The sequence below is a fragment of the Dyadobacter ginsengisoli DSM 21015 genome (assembly GCF_059568735.1).
Genome location: NZ_JCANTY010000009.1, coordinates 102,805 through 118,596, shown reverse-complemented (window position 1 = coordinate 118,596; position 15,792 = coordinate 102,805). Strand labels below are relative to the sequence as shown.

Below are 15,792 nucleotides of genomic sequence, written 5' to 3'. Positions count from 1 at the left end.
CAAACCTGATGGCTCTAAAATTACAAATTGATGATTTGTTTTCACTATTTCCTGCTTCAAAAACAAAAAGGCCGGAATACATGGAGTATCCCGGCCCTGCCGAAAAATGATTTTATCCTAGTTTGCTTTCTTGTTCAATGCCTCGGCCGCTTCTAGGTGATGCTTCAGTGTGGGAAGCTTACCTTCCGCCCAGGCCTTTACGTCGGGGTCTTTGGCATCTTTTGCAGCTTCTTCGAATTCACTTATATCTTCCTTATGATCGTCTACCATAAATGACACATAGGCTTTATCGAACTCCTTGCCTTTCTTTTTAGCCAGATCATCATAATGCTTCTGTTTGTCATCGCTAAGCGCCGCCGGCAGGGTTATGTTTTTCTGTCCAGCCAGCGTCTTCAGTTCGTCGCCTGCCTTACTATGATCGGTTACCATCATTTGCCCGAATTTCTTGACATCCGCGCTCGCCGCATTGGTCTGTGCGAGTTCTCCCAATTTTACTTCCATCATCCCACCGTCGGCCGCAGCGACGGCGAATTCAGAGTCATCTTCCAATGCAGTCGTGTCCAACTTGGCTTCATTTTGCTCTTCTGCAATTTCCTTGCTGTCCTCTGACTTATTGCTGTTACATGCCGTAAAAGCTAATACGGAAGCCATCATCAGGGCACTCATTGTGAACTTTTTCATAATTGGTTTCATTTTTTGTTGATTGAGGTGTGTTTAGATAAAAAAGCATGCCAAAATCTGCCACCGATCCGACCATCGCGACTCGGGTTACGGCATTACGATAAATGCCACCCCGCTTTCCGTTCAAATCCTAAGAACATGTTCACTGGAAGAGTTGGTTGATTAACTCCGGTCGCAGTGGAACAATTTTTGCCAATGAAGTAATCTTACATGTTTTTCAATTTGCATTCAGTATGAGTGAAGCGACTGCTTTCAACACAAAGCACGAATTATTTTTCAAACGATTAAGACAGGAGACTGCGGAAAGCCACCAGAAGCTGGAAGACAACCAGCTTTCCAGGGCGATACTTCTCCCCTCGGTTTCCATAGCGGATTATCAGACATACCTCGCAACCCTTTTCGGAGTGACAATTGCTTGCGAGGAGCAGGTATTCCCTGCAATTGCCCACGAAATCACCGACTTGCAGCAGCGCTACAAATCGCAACTGATCATCGACGATCTCCTCGCAACGGGTTTTTCCGAGGAAAAAATCGATGCGTTGTCGGTGTACCGTTTCGAATTTGCTTCGACTGCGGAAGCATTAGGCATTATGTACGTACTGGAAGGATCCACGCTCGGCGGAAGGATTCTGTATAAGCATATTCACGAGACACTTGGCTTCACGCCCGAAAACGGCGCCAGCTACTTCTGGGGATATGGCGCGCAAACGGGAAACCTGTGGAAAACATTCATCTCCTCGCTTACCCAATATGTCGACACACAGGGAACAAGCGAAGAAGTCATAGACAGTGCTAAAAAAACTTTTACAATCATTGACAATTGGCTCGGCCTGATTGGCCCGGCCGGTCGTAACTGATCAGTAGGTAATGAATATCAAGGACATCGTGAACCGCGATATTGTCAACCTGACAAATTGCGAAAGTGAACCCATCCATATCCCGGGTACCATTCAACCCCATGGCTTTTTGCTGGGGATCAAAAAGGGCGATTCTCGCATCGAGTTCTGCAGTGCCAACACCTCCGACTTCATCGGGTTGGCGCCGGAAATGCTTCTGGGCAAACAGATCGCAGACATTTTCCCTGAAGAACAGGCTGCGGATTTTGCAGAATACATGCAACTGGATATCGATCCGGCCAAGCCGTTTGTATTTTCATGGCATGGCACTTCGTTCAATACGACCATACATGCAAGTGGTGGAAATGTGATCATGGAATTGGAGCCATTCCCCGACGGCACCCTGCATTTACCGAATTTATACTCCCAGACACGTAATTTTGTGGCCATTCTGGAAAAATCCAGCGGCCTGCCGGATCTTTTCCAGGAAATTGCCGACGAAACACGTACGATCACCGGCTATGACCGCGTCATGATCTACCGGTTCGATACTGAGTATAATGGCGAAGTGGTGGCCGAAAGCAAAAGGCAGGATTTGCCCTCATTCGCCAACCAGAAGTATCCGCATACCGATATCCCCGCACAGGCGCGTGAGCTCTACATTCGCAATCCATTGCGGATGATCGCAGATATCAACTACACGCCCGTTCCGCTACTGACCATCGATGATACACCGGAGAAAGGAAACCATTCGCTCGACCTGAGCCTCTCGATCCTGCGCAGCGTGTCGCCAATGCATATCGAATACCTTAAGAACATGGGTGTCGGCGCCACCCTTACCATTTCCTTGCTGCAAAACCATAAGCTGTGGGGCCTGATCGCCTGTCATCATTACTCACCGAAGATCCTCCCACACTATACCCGGCTGTCTGCGCTGTTGCAGGGGCATTTTCTCACCTCTCAAATTGCAGTCCGCGAAGTCGCCGAGGAATTCAGTATCGCGGAAGAGGTGGACAAAGCGCTGGTCGAATCACTGACCCTGTTGCATGAATCGGAAAACTTCATCAAGACCTGTCACCAATCCGCCTCGTTACTGAAACTGGCCAATGCAACCGGTGCGGCGATTTTTTACGACGGCGTTTTGTACAAGAACGGGTTGGTCCCCGCTGACGCTGACCTGATCCAGCTGTTTAAATACTTGTCGCTTACATATCCCAACAAAGGCATTGAAACCGCCAGATTGCTGGATATTTATCCCGATGCACCATCCATTTCCAAATATGGAGCCGGTATCATTTACCATTCGATGGCGCCGGGCGAAAACGATGGCATAATCTGGTTCAGAAAGGAAAGAGTAGAAACCATTAACTGGGCGGGCAACCCGGATAAGGCTATCCTGCCCAACGAGGAGGGCGTCCGTCTTTCTCCCAGGAAATCTTTCGAGTTATGGATGGAGATTGTCAAGGACAAAAGTATTCCCTGGCGCAAATCTGAGATCAATGCGGCTTCCAGCTTTTCCTATGCGCTGCAGAAACATGTTAATTTCCGGTTTATCAGGAGTCAGGAGGACAAAAACAGGCGTTTGAACCAGGAATTGCAGCTGGCTAACAAGGAACTTGCTAACCTGAACTGGATCTCGACCCACGATCTGAAAGAACCATTACGCAAGATCCAGATCTTTGCATCAAAAGTGCTTGACAGGGAAGACCCGGATTTATCGGTTCAGGTGAAAGATTCTGTGGAGCGAATGCGCTTTGCCGCTGAAAAAATGCAGATGCTTATCGAAGACATTCTGGCTTATTCCAAAGCCGGCACCATGGAGAAAGTCTTTGTTACAACCGATCTGGATGTTGTACTGGATAGCGTCCTGGCTGAATTGCGAGATACAATGGAGGAAAAGCATGTCTCGATACACGCGGGGAGACTTCCCGCTGTCAGCATCATTCCGTTTCAGATACACCAGCTTTTTGTCAACCTGATCAGCAATGCCATCAAATTTGTGAAACCCGAAGTAAAACCGGAGATTACGATCACAGCCGATATCGTCAACGGAGGTCAGGTTCCATATGCAAAGACATTCAAGGAGCAGAGCTATCACAGGATCTCTTTTGCGGACAACGGAATTGGCTTCGAAAAGGAGTACGAACAGAAGATCTTTGACATTTTCCAACGACTTCATCCGTCTCACAAGTATCCTGGAACAGGTATCGGGCTGGCGATCTGTAAAAAGATCATGGAAAACCACCAAGGCTTTATCGATGCTACCTCAGTGCCCGGAGAAGGGTCTGTGTTCAGCATATATTTCCCGGTCGAATAAGGCCCGTTTGAGTACATTGTTCCTCAGCTTGATCGGGAATCCGGTTTCGTTGGGGGTTTTTTATTTGGTATTGGTTTTTAACGGGTTTTTGCACAGTTAAACGTAAACCACATGCCGGTAGCCGCAATCGCTGGAACTTTGACGGATGAGCCCGTCATCACGGCCAGACAATATCAAAAACTCAGAAAAGATCCCTCCCTGACGGCCGAAGCGGCTGGTCTGCATTACATCCGGTCGGAGCATGCGCCCGGATACCAGCGGAAGGGAAAATCGCCGCGTTTCTATTACCTCGATTCCGGAGGACAACGTTGCAAAGATCCGCAGACAATCAAACGGATCAAATCCCTGGTACTGCCGCCCGCATGGACGGAGGTCTGGATCAGCGTCGATCCGGACGCGCATCTGCAAGCTACGGGCATTGACGCCGCCGGACGGAAACAATACCGCTATCATCCTTACTGGAACCTGATCCGGAACCAGACCAAGTATTATAAGCTGCTGACGTTCTCTGAAGCACTGCCGCGATTGCGTGAGCAGGTGGAGCATGATCTCAGGAAAAGGGATTTTGATCTGGAAAAATCCATTGCTTTGGTGATCAAACTGATGGATAAGACTTGTATGCGTGTAGGCAACCAGCGGTACAAGATCCGGCACGGGTCATCGGGGATTACCACGCTCGACGCCCGTTGTGCAACGGTTGCGGGCACCCGGATCCGTTTTATGTTTAAAGGAAAAAAAGGGATCCGGCAGGACATTACCCTTCGTGACAAGCAACTGGCACGACTCGTGCAGCAATACAAGGAGATGCCGGGAAAACGACTTTTTCAATACCGTCACGAAAATGGCGGTAGATGCGCGCTGAGCGCTCAGCAAGTCAATGACTACGTACGGCGCCACACCGGCGCCAATTTTTCGGCCAAAGACTTCCGGACCTGGATGGGGACCGTGACTGCATTCGAATACCTGAGCCGACAGGAAAAAGCCACATCACAGCGACAGTTAACCCGGGTCGTAAATAGTTGCCTGGACATCGTCGCCGCTCACCTGGGCAATACCCGGGCGGTTTGTAAAAAATATTATATACACCCGGCTGTTTTCAAAGCATTTGAAGATAATCGCTTTTATCGGTTTGTGAATAAGCCAACCGAAGAACTCAGCTATTTCTCGGCCACGGAACAACACGTAAGGTCACTGCTGGCCCGCCCCTAGGCTGTTTGTGTGCTGAATTTAGGAAGCATATACGCCATCCGCGGCTGTCCAAGCGGGCAATATCCCCCACATATACGCAATCCACAGCGTCTTAGAACCACTCATCGACCTGATTTGAAAATAATGGCATAACATTTGAAAAGCCTTGCAACAGTTTTCAATTCAAACTTGTCACAACTTTAATATCAACATTATGGAAGCCAACGAAAATCTTATTGAAGTACTGAACGATCTGATCCGGATCAATAACGACCGGGTTGATGGCTATGAGAAGGCACTCGATGAGGTAAAAGATATTGACCTGGATCTTAGGGGGATTTTTCAAAAAATGGCCAATGAAAGCCGTGAAAACATCAACGAACTAAGTGCGGAGATTCGTAATCTGGGTGGAGAAGTCGCAACAGGAACCACTGCTTCGGGTAAAATCTACCGGGTGTGGATGGATATCAAGGCTACATTCACCGGCCACGACCGCACCTCTGTGCTCGAAAGCTGCGAATATGGTGAAGACGCCGCGCAGGAAGCTTATGACGACGCACTGGCAAGTGATGCCGACCTGCCGGTAGACATACGCCAGCTCATTGCCAATCAGAAAGCGGAATTACTGGAGTCGCATAACCTCATCAAGAAATACCGCGATCTGCACCAGGCGGTAAACTAAGTTAATAATTCATAACGCGTATAAGAAAAATGGGTGAGCCTTTCGGTCTCACCCATTCCTTTTGGTACTTCATTAAATGTGTTATCGCAGATCCACCACTTCCACACCAGGGTATTGTTTGGAATTGAATGCAAAGAAACTGTCCGCTACATTCACATCAGGTTGGAATTGATCCACTTTATAGGTTACCTCCTGGCCATTTTTCTGGAAAATTTTCCAGCTGGCAATCGATTTATCTGCCTTATTCACTTCGATCTGTACCTTGTCTACCTGGCTGCTTTTATTGGTCGAAGTCAGTTCCACTACTTCCAATGACTTACCTGCCTCCTGCCTTTCCTTGATGAATGCGGATTTGAATCCCTTCTTATAAGCGGTGTAAATTTTGGTAGGATCAAGATTACCGCCCGCTGTCGGATCAAAATCCTGCAAATTCACTTCGTTGGTTTCCTTAATGTAAGTCGCCATCAGCTTACCATCATTGAAGATCTCCTGACCTGCCATTTTCAATCTGAATTTCGAGCCCTTCACGGTCGCTTCTCCCTTCAACGGCTTTTCACCTTTACTGATGTATGTAAAAAGTGCCTTGAAAGCTTTGATCTTCTGGTACTTGCTACTCATGGCTTCAAGGATAGCCGATGATTTTTTGTCGCCCTGCGCCTGTGAAGCAACGGGGGTTAAAAAGAAGATCGTCATCACCGCAAGTAAACAAGCACTTTTTTTCAAATTTCTCATATTCAACAATTTAATCCTTAGTGAGTTTATAAAAAACGGGGTTTTAAGTGAAATATTTCAAATTTTAGACCTGGACGAGTGCGGAAGGTTTAATCAGCTCACGCCCATCACACGCAAATGCTCTTCCAGCATGTTCAGATCATGGAACATGACATCCCGGGCCTTGCTACCCGTGAAAGGACCCACCACTCCCAGCACTTCCAGCTGATCCATGATACGTCCCGCCCGGTTATAACCGAGCTTCATCTTACGTTGAATCAGCGACGTACTACCCTGCTGATGGGTAACGATCAGGCGTGCGGCGTCGGGCAGCAAACTGTCGAAGTCATCCGGATTCAGCTCCGCTTTACCTTCTGCGGCATCTTCTCCTTCATATTCGGGCAGGGCATAGGCCTCGTCGTAGCCACGCTGTCCACCGATATACTCGCAAATATCTTCGATTTCCCTTGTGTCAATGAAAGGGCATTGCAAGCGGATCACCTCGGAATTGATCGCCAGCAGCATGTCTCCCTGCCCCACAAGCTGTTCGGCACCGCCCATGTCGAGAATAGTCCGGGAGTCGATACTGGACGTAACCCGGAACGAGAGGCGCGCCGGGAAGTTGGCTTTGATCAAACCTGTGATCACTTTTACGGAAGGGCGCTGTGTAGCTACCACCAAATGGATCCCCACCGCACGCGCCAGCTGCGCAAGACGGGCAATAGGCGTTTCCACCTCTTTGCCGGCGGTCATCATCAGATCCGCCAACTCGTCGATCACCAGTACAATGTAAGGCAGGAAACGGTGTCCCTTTTCCGGGTTCAACCTTCGTTGCGCAAACTTCGCATTGTATTCTTTCAGATTTCTTACCGCGGCCTCTTTGAGAAGGTCGTAACGGGAATCCATTTCGATACACAACGAATTCAGGGTAAAGATTACCTTTTTCGTGTCGGTGATGATCGCCTCCTCTGCGTTGGGGAGCTTGGCAAGAAAATGTCTTTCCAGCTTGTTGAAAAGGGTCAGTTCCACCTTTTTAGGATCCACCAGCACAAACTTCAGCTCCGCGGGGTGCTTTTTATAAATAAGTGAGGCGAGAATAACGTTCAAACCCACCGACTTACCTTGCCCCGTCGCACCGGCCATCAGCAAGTGGGGCATTTTGGCAAGATCGGCAATGTGTATATCGTTCGAGATCGTCTTACCGAGAACGATCGGCAGGTCAAAATTTGATTTCTGGAAACGCTCATTAGAAAGTACCGAACGGGCGAAAACTGTTTCCCGGTTCTTGTTCGGCACCTCTATCCCGATCGTACCACGCCCCGGCATCGGAGCAATGATCCGTATTCCGAGCGCTGCAAGGCTCAACGCAATATCTCCTTCCAGGTTCTTGATCTTTGAAATACGGACACCCGCTTCCGGGATAATTTCATAGAGCGTAACCGTAGGCCCGATCGTCGCTTTGATCTTCGAAATATTGATACCGTAGCTCCCCAGGGTGTCTACGATCTTGGTTTTATTGCTTTCCAATTCCTCCTGGCTTACCTTTTCATGCTGGTTTTCAATAACTTCGTTCAGCAGATCGACATTAGGGAAATGGTATGAAGGCAAATCCAGCATCGGGTCGTATTGGCCAAATTCCCGCAAGATGGATGCATTGACATCTTCGTCTTCTACATCTTCGTCGACAACATCCTTCGTCTGCGTGGTATCCTCCACTTCCAGTTCCAGCAGCGGCTCCATAGGTACAGAAGATACTTCCAGTGGTGTTGCGGGCGGCGTAACGGCCAGAATAGGTAATTTAACCGGTTGAATTACCGCAGGATGAGCAACCAAGCTGGACGCTTCTTCCTCCACTTCTGTGTCCAGATCAGGTTCTTCCTCGGGCGCCAGCAACTCATCGTCATAGGTGTCGTTAACCACCGATACAAATTTGCTTTCAGGAACGGAGGGCTCAACGGCCTCAACAGGAACTGTATCATCCTTCACATCTTCTGATACCGGCTCCGGCTTGGCATTTTTTGCCTGCCATGATTCGTAAACCGTGCGGGCATCGTAGAAGAATACCGCAAAAACGAACAAAGCGAACAGGATGGGCACGATGCTACCCCATTTGAGCCAATCGAACAGGGAAACGTTGACCAGGTAACCTAACCCACCCGAAAGAAAGCTCAGCGTGTTTTCACTATTACTCATCAAAACGACGTATCCCATCAGCACGCTTACCCACAAGGAAAAAAAGATCACTTCCTTGGTTATTTTTCCCAAAGGAAGGATCTCCCGCCCAAAGGCCATTTTCCAACCTGCTGCAAAGGGAACCAGCGGGAGAAGCAATGCCCCGATCCCGAACCACCGGTATACAAAAATATGGGATACTACTGCTCCCATTACTCCGAGGAAATTGCGCGTCTGCCGCCCCGCATCGCGGATCGACTCGTGCCCTAGCCCATCCAGAACACTCTGATCGGAAAGCCCGGTAATGATGTAGGAGAAAAAAGACGTTTCCAGGATCAGTCCCAGGATGATAAAGAATGTGCCCCAGGCCAATGTATTTTTCGGGCTGGTAAAAATGTGCTCCCAATCGAGGGATACACGAAAGCGGGGAGCGATAGTCTCCTCCGGTTTCTGGCGCTGTGTGTTTCCTCTTGGCTTGTTAACTGACATTTATTTCAATTCCGGGAATGCGTGAAGTGCTGAGTTTGATTTTACTTTCTGACCAATGCTTTGCAGATCCTGCTGACCACACCGGGCCCTTCGTAAATAAAGCCGGTATAAAGCTGAATCAGGCCGGCACCTGCATTTATTTTTTCCAAAGCATTTCCGGGAGTAGCGATACCGCCGACTCCGATAACCGGGAAAGCATGATTGGATTGTTCACAAAGATAACGAATTACTTCCGTCGAGCGATGCGTCAGCGGTGCACCGCTCAGGCCACCCGCCCCTATTTTTTCTACCTCCGATGTATCGGTAGCGAGCCCCGCCCTGCTGATGGTCGTGTTGGTTGCAATAACGCCGGCGATACGGGTTTGTTTTACGATGTCGATGATATCATCCAGCTGGCTCCATGTAAGATCCGGCGCGATTTTCAGGAAAATGGGTTTGGGATTTGCCTTTTCCAGGTTTTTGGTCTGCAGTTCTTTTAATAGTGCGGTAAGCGGCTCTTTCTCCTGCAGATCCCGCAATCCCGGCGTATTAGGCGAGCTTACATTCACGACAAAATAATCCACAACATCGAACAACTCCCGAAAACAGATCAGGTAATCGTTCAGGGCCTGCTCATTGGGAGTGTCTTTGTTCTTGCCGATGTTCCCTCCTACCAAAATGCTGGATTTCCGCTTCGCCAGTTTGGCGGCTGCTACGGCGACTCCCTTATTATTGAACCCCATCCGGTTGATGAGTGCCTTATCCTTTTTGAGGCGGAACAAACGCGGCTTGTCGTTTCCCGGCTGCGGCCGCGGCGTTACGGTCCCTATTTCGATAAACCCAAAACCGAGCGCTTCCAGCTGATCCACCATCTCCGCATTTTTATCAAACCCTGCTGCCAGCCCTACCGGGTTCCGGAAGCGCAATCCTGCCACCTCCTGCACGAGGTCCGGATGCTCATAGGTATACAGCGCGCGGATAATTTTCGGAACAAAAGGGATTTTAAATGCGATATGAAGCACTTCGCACACAAAATAGTGAATGCGCTCAGCGTCAAACAGGAAAAGTATAGGGGAGATGAGAATCTTATACATCCTGCAAAAATAGAATGTTTCAGAGGAAGGCGCGGGCGGGAGAGGAATTTTTATTTTTGACTGCTTAGCATGGAATCAATTATTATGACGGCGCTCAAAAAGTCCGACATTCGCCGTCATCCAAATCAAGACATCTAAAAACCCGATTAGACGCCGGCCATCTTGTTGCGATGGATTGATCCGGATGTCAACATAACACAACAGCATCCCGCGAATGCGGGATGCTGTTGTGTTATGAGCAAAATACAAACTTTACTTTTTCTCCGGCCACACATACTCGAACTGCCCGTTGATCGGAGCTCCGAAGTAATTGACACCCAGATAATCCAGGCGTTTTTTGTGTATATCCAAACGTTTGCTGAAGTCTTCGAAGTTCTTGCCTTCCTTAGTGGTCCAGCCTACTTCGGCCAAAGCCGTTGCGCGCGGCCACACCATATATTGCACATATGCCGGTGTTTTCATGTACTCCGTCCATACATTACCCTGCACGCCCAGAATGTGTTTCGCTTCGTCGGCCGAGAGTTCGGCTGGCGTAGGTTCGTACGAGTAGGACTCTGCCACGTCTGTGAAACCGCCGATCGCAATGGGCTGCGTTTTGGCTTCGGCCTGGTAATGGTCGAGATAGCAGAAATTGTTTGGGGTCATGATCACATCGTGACGCTCTTTGGCAGCCGCAATGCCACCATCCGTCCCGCGCCAGCTCATTACTGTTGCATTAGGGGACAATCCGCCTTCGAGAATTTCATCCCAGCCTATCATCCGGCGCCCCTTAGCCGTAATAAATTTATCGATCCGCTTGATCACATAGCTTTGCAGGCCATGCTCATCTTTCAAGCCTTCCTTTTGAATCAGATTTTGAGCAAAACGGCTTTCTTTCCATTGAACCTTGGGACATTCATCGCCACCCACGTGAATGTATTTACTTGGAAAGAGGTCGATCACCTCCGTCAACACATCTTCCAGAAATTTGAAAGTCTCCTCGCGAGGCATAAATACATCGTCGTAAACACCCCATTTCGTTCCCGTTTCATAAATTTTGTCAGGATTATTCCCCAATTGCGGGTAAGCAGCCAACGCGGCGAGTGCGTGACCGGGCATTTCGATTTCCGGGATCACATTCACAAAACGTTCTTCCGCATATTTCAAAACCTCTTTGATCTCATCCTGCGTGTAGAAGCCCTCATAAGGTTTGCCGTCATATTTGTGGTCACTATAATGACCTTTCATAGTTTCCTTGCGTTTCGAACTGATCGTTTTCAGCTCCGGATATTTTTTGATCTCGATCCGCCATCCCTGATCGTCTGTCAAATGCCAGTGGAACTGATTTTGCTTGTGCAGCGCGATCAGATCGATGTACTTTTTCACAAATTCGATCGGCATAAAATGACGGCCCACATCCAGCATCAGGCCACGGTAAGCGTAACGCGGCACGTCCTTGATCGTGACATAAGGAACGGCCCACTTCACACCGGCAACGGGGCTGGGGCTGAACACTTCGGCTGGAAGCAACTGCAACAGCGTTTGCATTCCGTAAAAAGCGCCTTTGGCCGTTTGCGCCTGTATGGTAATGCCCTTTGAACCGGAAAGCAACCGGTAGCCTTCCTCTCCCAGACTTGCATCGGAGGATATTACAAAAGAAACATCAGCCTTGCCCTTCACGACCGGAATACTCTGGCCGGTCGCTTTGCCCAATTGCGAAGCCAGCATTCCGGCCACATGCGTCCATTTGGTATCGGCAGGTACGCCGATCCTGGTTTTTGATTTCAAATTCCATTCACCTTTCGCAGTCACGACCTGCATGGGTTTAGGAATGACGTTGATCTGAGCATGCACAGTTTTCACGAACACGCAGCAGAAAATGAGAAGAAGAAGACGTTTCATCTGGGTTAAAAGCAGGAATTATTAAAATTATTTAAAAACTATGCAAATTAACGTCTTCATATTTTAAAATACTACCGATCTTAAATTTTTAATAATTTTATGTAATTATTTCAAAAAAAGGCACGTTAAAAAGATTACGTGTAACTTTGTACCACTTAAAGCTTTACAACTGGGTTTTGTTACATTTACCCGCACGCTATCAGCGCTTTTGCCTAACTTAGCTCCTAATAAAATCTAAATCCTATACCCGTGAAAAGAACTTCGTTTCTTCATCTTCTTGCATTAATTCTACCCACCCATCTGCTTTTCGCTTACCCCGGACATTATCCCTTACCTGTGAATGATACAAAATCGCAACAGGTCGACGGCGGGAAAATGGTGGGCAAAATTGTCGAAGCGCCCCAAAATGCGGGCGTTAGTTTTGCGACGGTCGCTTTGCTTGCTTCCAAAGATTCCTCCCTGGCGAATGGCGCTGTGGCCGACGAAAACGGCGTGTTTACCATTGCCAATGTCACGCCTGGCAATTACATCCTCCGGGTGACCAACATGGGCTATCAGACGCTGTACCGCCCCAACATCAGCGTGGCTACCGAAGCGAACCTGCTCGACCTGGGTACAATTACCCTGCTGCCGGAAGCTCAGAAACTGAATGAGGTGATCGTAAAGGGCGAAAAAACGATGATCGTCGACGATATCGATAAAAAAATCGTCAACATCGGCAAGGATATGCTGGCTACCAGCAACAATGTCAGCGACCTGCTCGAAAAGGTACCGGCGGTATCGCTCGATGAAAACGGCAACCCGCAGGTCCGCGGGAAAGGTAATGTAGTGGTCCTCATCGATGGCAAACCTTCCAACCTCTATGGAAGCGACCTGCCCACCATTCTTCAGTCCTTTCCGGCCAACCTGATCGAGCGGATCGACGTGATGACTACCCCTTCCGCCAAATATGAAGGGGAAGGCGCATCGGGGGTGATAGACATCATTACGAAGAAAACTAAAATCCGGGGCATGAACGGGGGTGCACGCCTGAGCATCGGTAACAAAAACAATAATAATGCCTCCGGCAACCTCAGCTACAAAGCAGGCAAATTCGGTTTGAATGCTTCTCTAAGTGGGCAAACGCGCGCCACGACCTGGGAAAGAACATTAAGCCGTGATAATTTTGTAACCGAGACGACATCCCACCTGCAACAGGACGGGACGGGTGGTAACAAGGGAAAGAATGCATTTGGCCGTGTAGGCGTCAACTACGATTTCAATGACAAGAACTCCATCGAAGCCGGCGTAAACTATTCACGGGACAATAACCGCAATAACAGCAGCATCCTCAACGAAACCAGTCTTACCCATGGTGTGGTTTCCGAAAGTTTCCGCAGGCTCAACAACAGCAAGAGTAACGGTGATAACGTCAATTTCAACCTCGACTACCGACTGAAATTTGCGGAAAAAGACCATCAACTGAACTTCAATTCCAGCTATTCTCTCGGAGGCTCCGACGGAGAATCTTATTTCTCGCAGGAAAGCAAAATCGACAGCCTGATCCGTAACCAGCAGAACCTTCGCGACAACAACCGTCACTCGTTATTCCTGAACGCGGACTACACCTGGCCGATTACCCCGAAAGCGACACTGGAAGCCGGAGTACGCTCACGCACCAGCTCGAACGACAACATAAACGCGTTTTACAATCTGGATCGTGAAACAAACAGTTATGTTTTTGACAACAACATCAGCAATGTATTTGGTTACAAGGATGCGACCTACACCGGCTTCATGACATTCTCCCAAAAAACAGATCTCTGGGGCATGCGTGCGGGATTGCGGGTGACCGATTATAATCAGGATATTAACCAGATCAGCCGTAACCAGGAGTTCAATGTACATTTTCTAACGCTCGTTCCATCCCTGGCATTGACAAGAAAATTGGGAGAATCATCACAGGTCAAGCTTAATTACAGCCGCCGCGTGCAGCGTCCCGAGGCCGACTGGCTCAACCCCTACACCGATGTGTCAGACCCCCGTAACGTCAGAACCGGTAACCCGAACCTCCGTCCGGAATTTACTCACAAGGCCGAAATGGGATATTCCAACTATGAGGCGAATGGCGGCTGGGGACCATCATTATTTATGGATTACTCAAACAATGCGATTACGCAAATCCGCACGATCGACGAAGCAGGCGTTTCCCTTACCCGCTATGATAACGTAGGTCGCGAACTATCTTATGGTTTTGAAACGGATTTCTCGCAGAAGCTTTTTAACGATGTCCTGAAAATTAACGGCAGCGGCCGTGTCTTCCGCAGCGAAGTCGTTTCCGCACTGGCGCAGATCGATAACCGCACGTGGAGCTACTCGGGTAACCTGAATGCATTCATAACCCTGCCTGCCGATTTTCGCGCATCCGCATACGTGAATTACGAAGGTCCGCGTGCGATCGCTCAAGGCACGCGCGACGGCGTGTTCATCGCCAACATGGGGATTCGCAAGGATCTTCTGGAAAAGAAAGCCACGATCTCATTCAATGTCCAGGATATTTTCCTCTCGCGCAATTATAAAAGCCAGCTGAGCACCGATACCTATTCGCAATCATCAAACTGGCATCAGACCAACCGGCTCGTGAATGTGACATTCCAATACAGGTTTGGTAAAATTTCCGCAAGCGGCGACGATGCCTGAGAAACTAGTCGAAATCATTCATTTCCAAAAAGGAAGGGCGATCCAGGTCCCTTCCTTTTTCATTTACAAGCAGTTCACAGCATTACAGGGGGGCTACGAAACAGTCCTTTTGAAAGTAGCAGGCATGTGTGGAATGGTTTTTGCAAACAAGGTCGTGGCAGGAGTCGATTTATTTTGCTTAATTAAACCCCAAACGCAAAAAACGATCTAAAAACCGTTGTTCCGGAATCGATCGGGAAACGCTCACATCAAAATTTTACTAAAATGAAGAACTTGAAACTACTGGTCGCGGCACTGTTGATATCGGCCACGTCTTACGCACAGAAACTGCCTGCTGATTCAGTATTCGCCCAGTTTTACAAAGCAACGGGCGGCAAAAATTTGTGGGATGGTGTCAAATCCTATAATCTGAAAAGAAGCTACACTGCTGCTGCGGCAACGCCTTATGACGCCGTCATTACGGCTTCGATACCCGACCAATCGATCTACAAAAACAAAACAATTATGAAACGCAGCTTTGTTTACACCGTAAAAGGTGACCAGGGCTGGATTAAGGTGCCAATCGGCCAAAAAATTGACGTAAAGGACCTTAGCCAGGCCGAACAGCAGAGCATGCGCCTGGAATTGTATGAGAACCTTGCCCCATTCATCGACTATAAAAACCGCGGTCTCATCGCCACAACGGTGGGTGCAGAGACGCTCAACGGCGTTCCGGTGAATCATGTTGAATTGCAAGGAAAGGGTGCGAAATACAATCTGTACTTTGATGCAAAAACCGGCTTGCTGGTGCGTCAGAAGGAGACCCTGGCCGGCGTGGAAACTACCAGTGACCTGGCTGACTACGCCAAATCCACCTACGGTATTTTATATCCCACCAAGATCGTGGAACAGAGCAGCACCGACAAAAAGCCCGTTACCATTAAATCAGCATTGACTGTCAACGATCAGGTCAATGTGGAGTTATTCAAAAGATAATCAACCGGCGAGCATTCCGGTATACGGAAGGTCGAATCCACCGATTTGGCCTTCCATTCATTTAAAAGTATATTCTCAACACCTGCCGATGCTACCAGGCAGGAAAAC

General features: G+C 48.6%; 11 protein-coding genes. 6 read left to right on the top strand and 5 right to left on the bottom strand.

The genetic code is table 11. The features are described 5' to 3' along the window. Nucleotides 1-117: 117 nt before the first annotated feature. On the bottom strand, nucleotides 118-681 hold the full coding sequence (locus BP71_RS29805; protein ID WP_496385261.1) for a DUF4142 domain-containing protein: 564 nt from the start codon (nucleotides 679-681) through the stop codon (nucleotides 118-120). Between the two features lie 233 nt (nucleotides 682-914). Here BP71_RS29805 and BP71_RS29800 point away from each other — a divergent pair, with 233 nt between their 5' ends. The 4 genes from BP71_RS29800 (at nucleotide 915) to BP71_RS29785 (ending at nucleotide 5,704) form a co-directional block, all read left to right on the top strand. Next, entirely contained in the window at nucleotides 915-1,538 is a 624-nt protein-coding gene (locus BP71_RS29800; protein WP_496385260.1) for a biliverdin-producing heme oxygenase, read from the top strand. Between the two features lie 10 nt (nucleotides 1,539-1,548). Further along, on the top strand, nucleotides 1,549-3,834 hold the full coding sequence (locus BP71_RS29795) for an ATP-binding protein (protein ID WP_496385259.1): 2,286 nt from the start codon (nucleotides 1,549-1,551) through the stop codon (nucleotides 3,832-3,834). 111 nt (nucleotides 3,835-3,945) lie between these two features. Then, nucleotides 3,946-5,043, top strand: a complete 1,098-nt coding sequence (locus BP71_RS29790) for a DNA topoisomerase IB (RefSeq protein WP_496385258.1) — start codon at nucleotides 3,946-3,948, stop codon at nucleotides 5,041-5,043. A gap of 193 nt (nucleotides 5,044-5,236) precedes the next feature. Continuing rightward, nucleotides 5,237-5,704 carry a ferritin-like domain-containing protein gene (locus BP71_RS29785; protein ID WP_496385257.1) on the top strand — a complete coding sequence of 156 codons (468 nt, stop codon included), beginning with the start codon at nucleotides 5,237-5,239 and terminating at the stop codon, nucleotides 5,702-5,704. 81 nt (nucleotides 5,705-5,785) lie between these two features. Here the strand turns inward: BP71_RS29785 and lolA1 are convergent, their stop codons facing one another. From lolA1 to BP71_RS29765, 4 genes are all read right to left on the bottom strand, one after another. Continuing rightward, nucleotides 5,786-6,436, bottom strand: a complete 651-nt coding sequence (gene lolA1, locus BP71_RS29780) for an outer membrane lipoprotein periplasmic chaperone LolA1 (RefSeq protein ID WP_496385256.1) — start codon at nucleotides 6,434-6,436, stop codon at nucleotides 5,786-5,788. 93 nt (nucleotides 6,437-6,529) lie between these two features. Beyond that, nucleotides 6,530-9,076, bottom strand: coding sequence for an FtsK/SpoIIIE family DNA translocase (locus BP71_RS29775; RefSeq protein WP_496385255.1), 2,547 nt, complete (start codon nucleotides 9,074-9,076; stop codon nucleotides 6,530-6,532). A gap of 41 nt (nucleotides 9,077-9,117) precedes the next feature. Continuing rightward, nucleotides 9,118-10,149: a quinone-dependent dihydroorotate dehydrogenase gene (locus tag BP71_RS29770; RefSeq protein WP_496385254.1), complete on the bottom strand. Its 1,032-nt coding sequence runs from the start codon at nucleotides 10,147-10,149 to the stop codon at nucleotides 9,118-9,120. Between the two features lie 252 nt (nucleotides 10,150-10,401). After that, nucleotides 10,402-12,030 (bottom strand): beta-N-acetylhexosaminidase, encoded by a 1,629-nt coding sequence (locus BP71_RS29765; RefSeq protein ID WP_496385253.1) that lies wholly within the window; start codon nucleotides 12,028-12,030, stop codon nucleotides 10,402-10,404. Between the two features lie 249 nt (nucleotides 12,031-12,279). Between BP71_RS29765 and BP71_RS29760 the strand changes: the two genes are divergently transcribed. Both BP71_RS29760 and BP71_RS29755 read left to right on the top strand, forming a co-directional pair. Further along, nucleotides 12,280-14,709 carry a TonB-dependent receptor gene (locus tag BP71_RS29760; protein ID WP_496385252.1) on the top strand — a complete coding sequence of 810 codons (2,430 nt, stop codon included), beginning with the start codon at nucleotides 12,280-12,282 and terminating at the stop codon, nucleotides 14,707-14,709. 264 nt (nucleotides 14,710-14,973) lie between these two features. Next, nucleotides 14,974-15,684 carry a hypothetical protein gene (locus BP71_RS29755; RefSeq protein WP_496385251.1) on the top strand — a complete coding sequence of 237 codons (711 nt, stop codon included), beginning with the start codon at nucleotides 14,974-14,976 and terminating at the stop codon, nucleotides 15,682-15,684. Nucleotides 15,685-15,792: the final 108 nt, after the last annotated feature.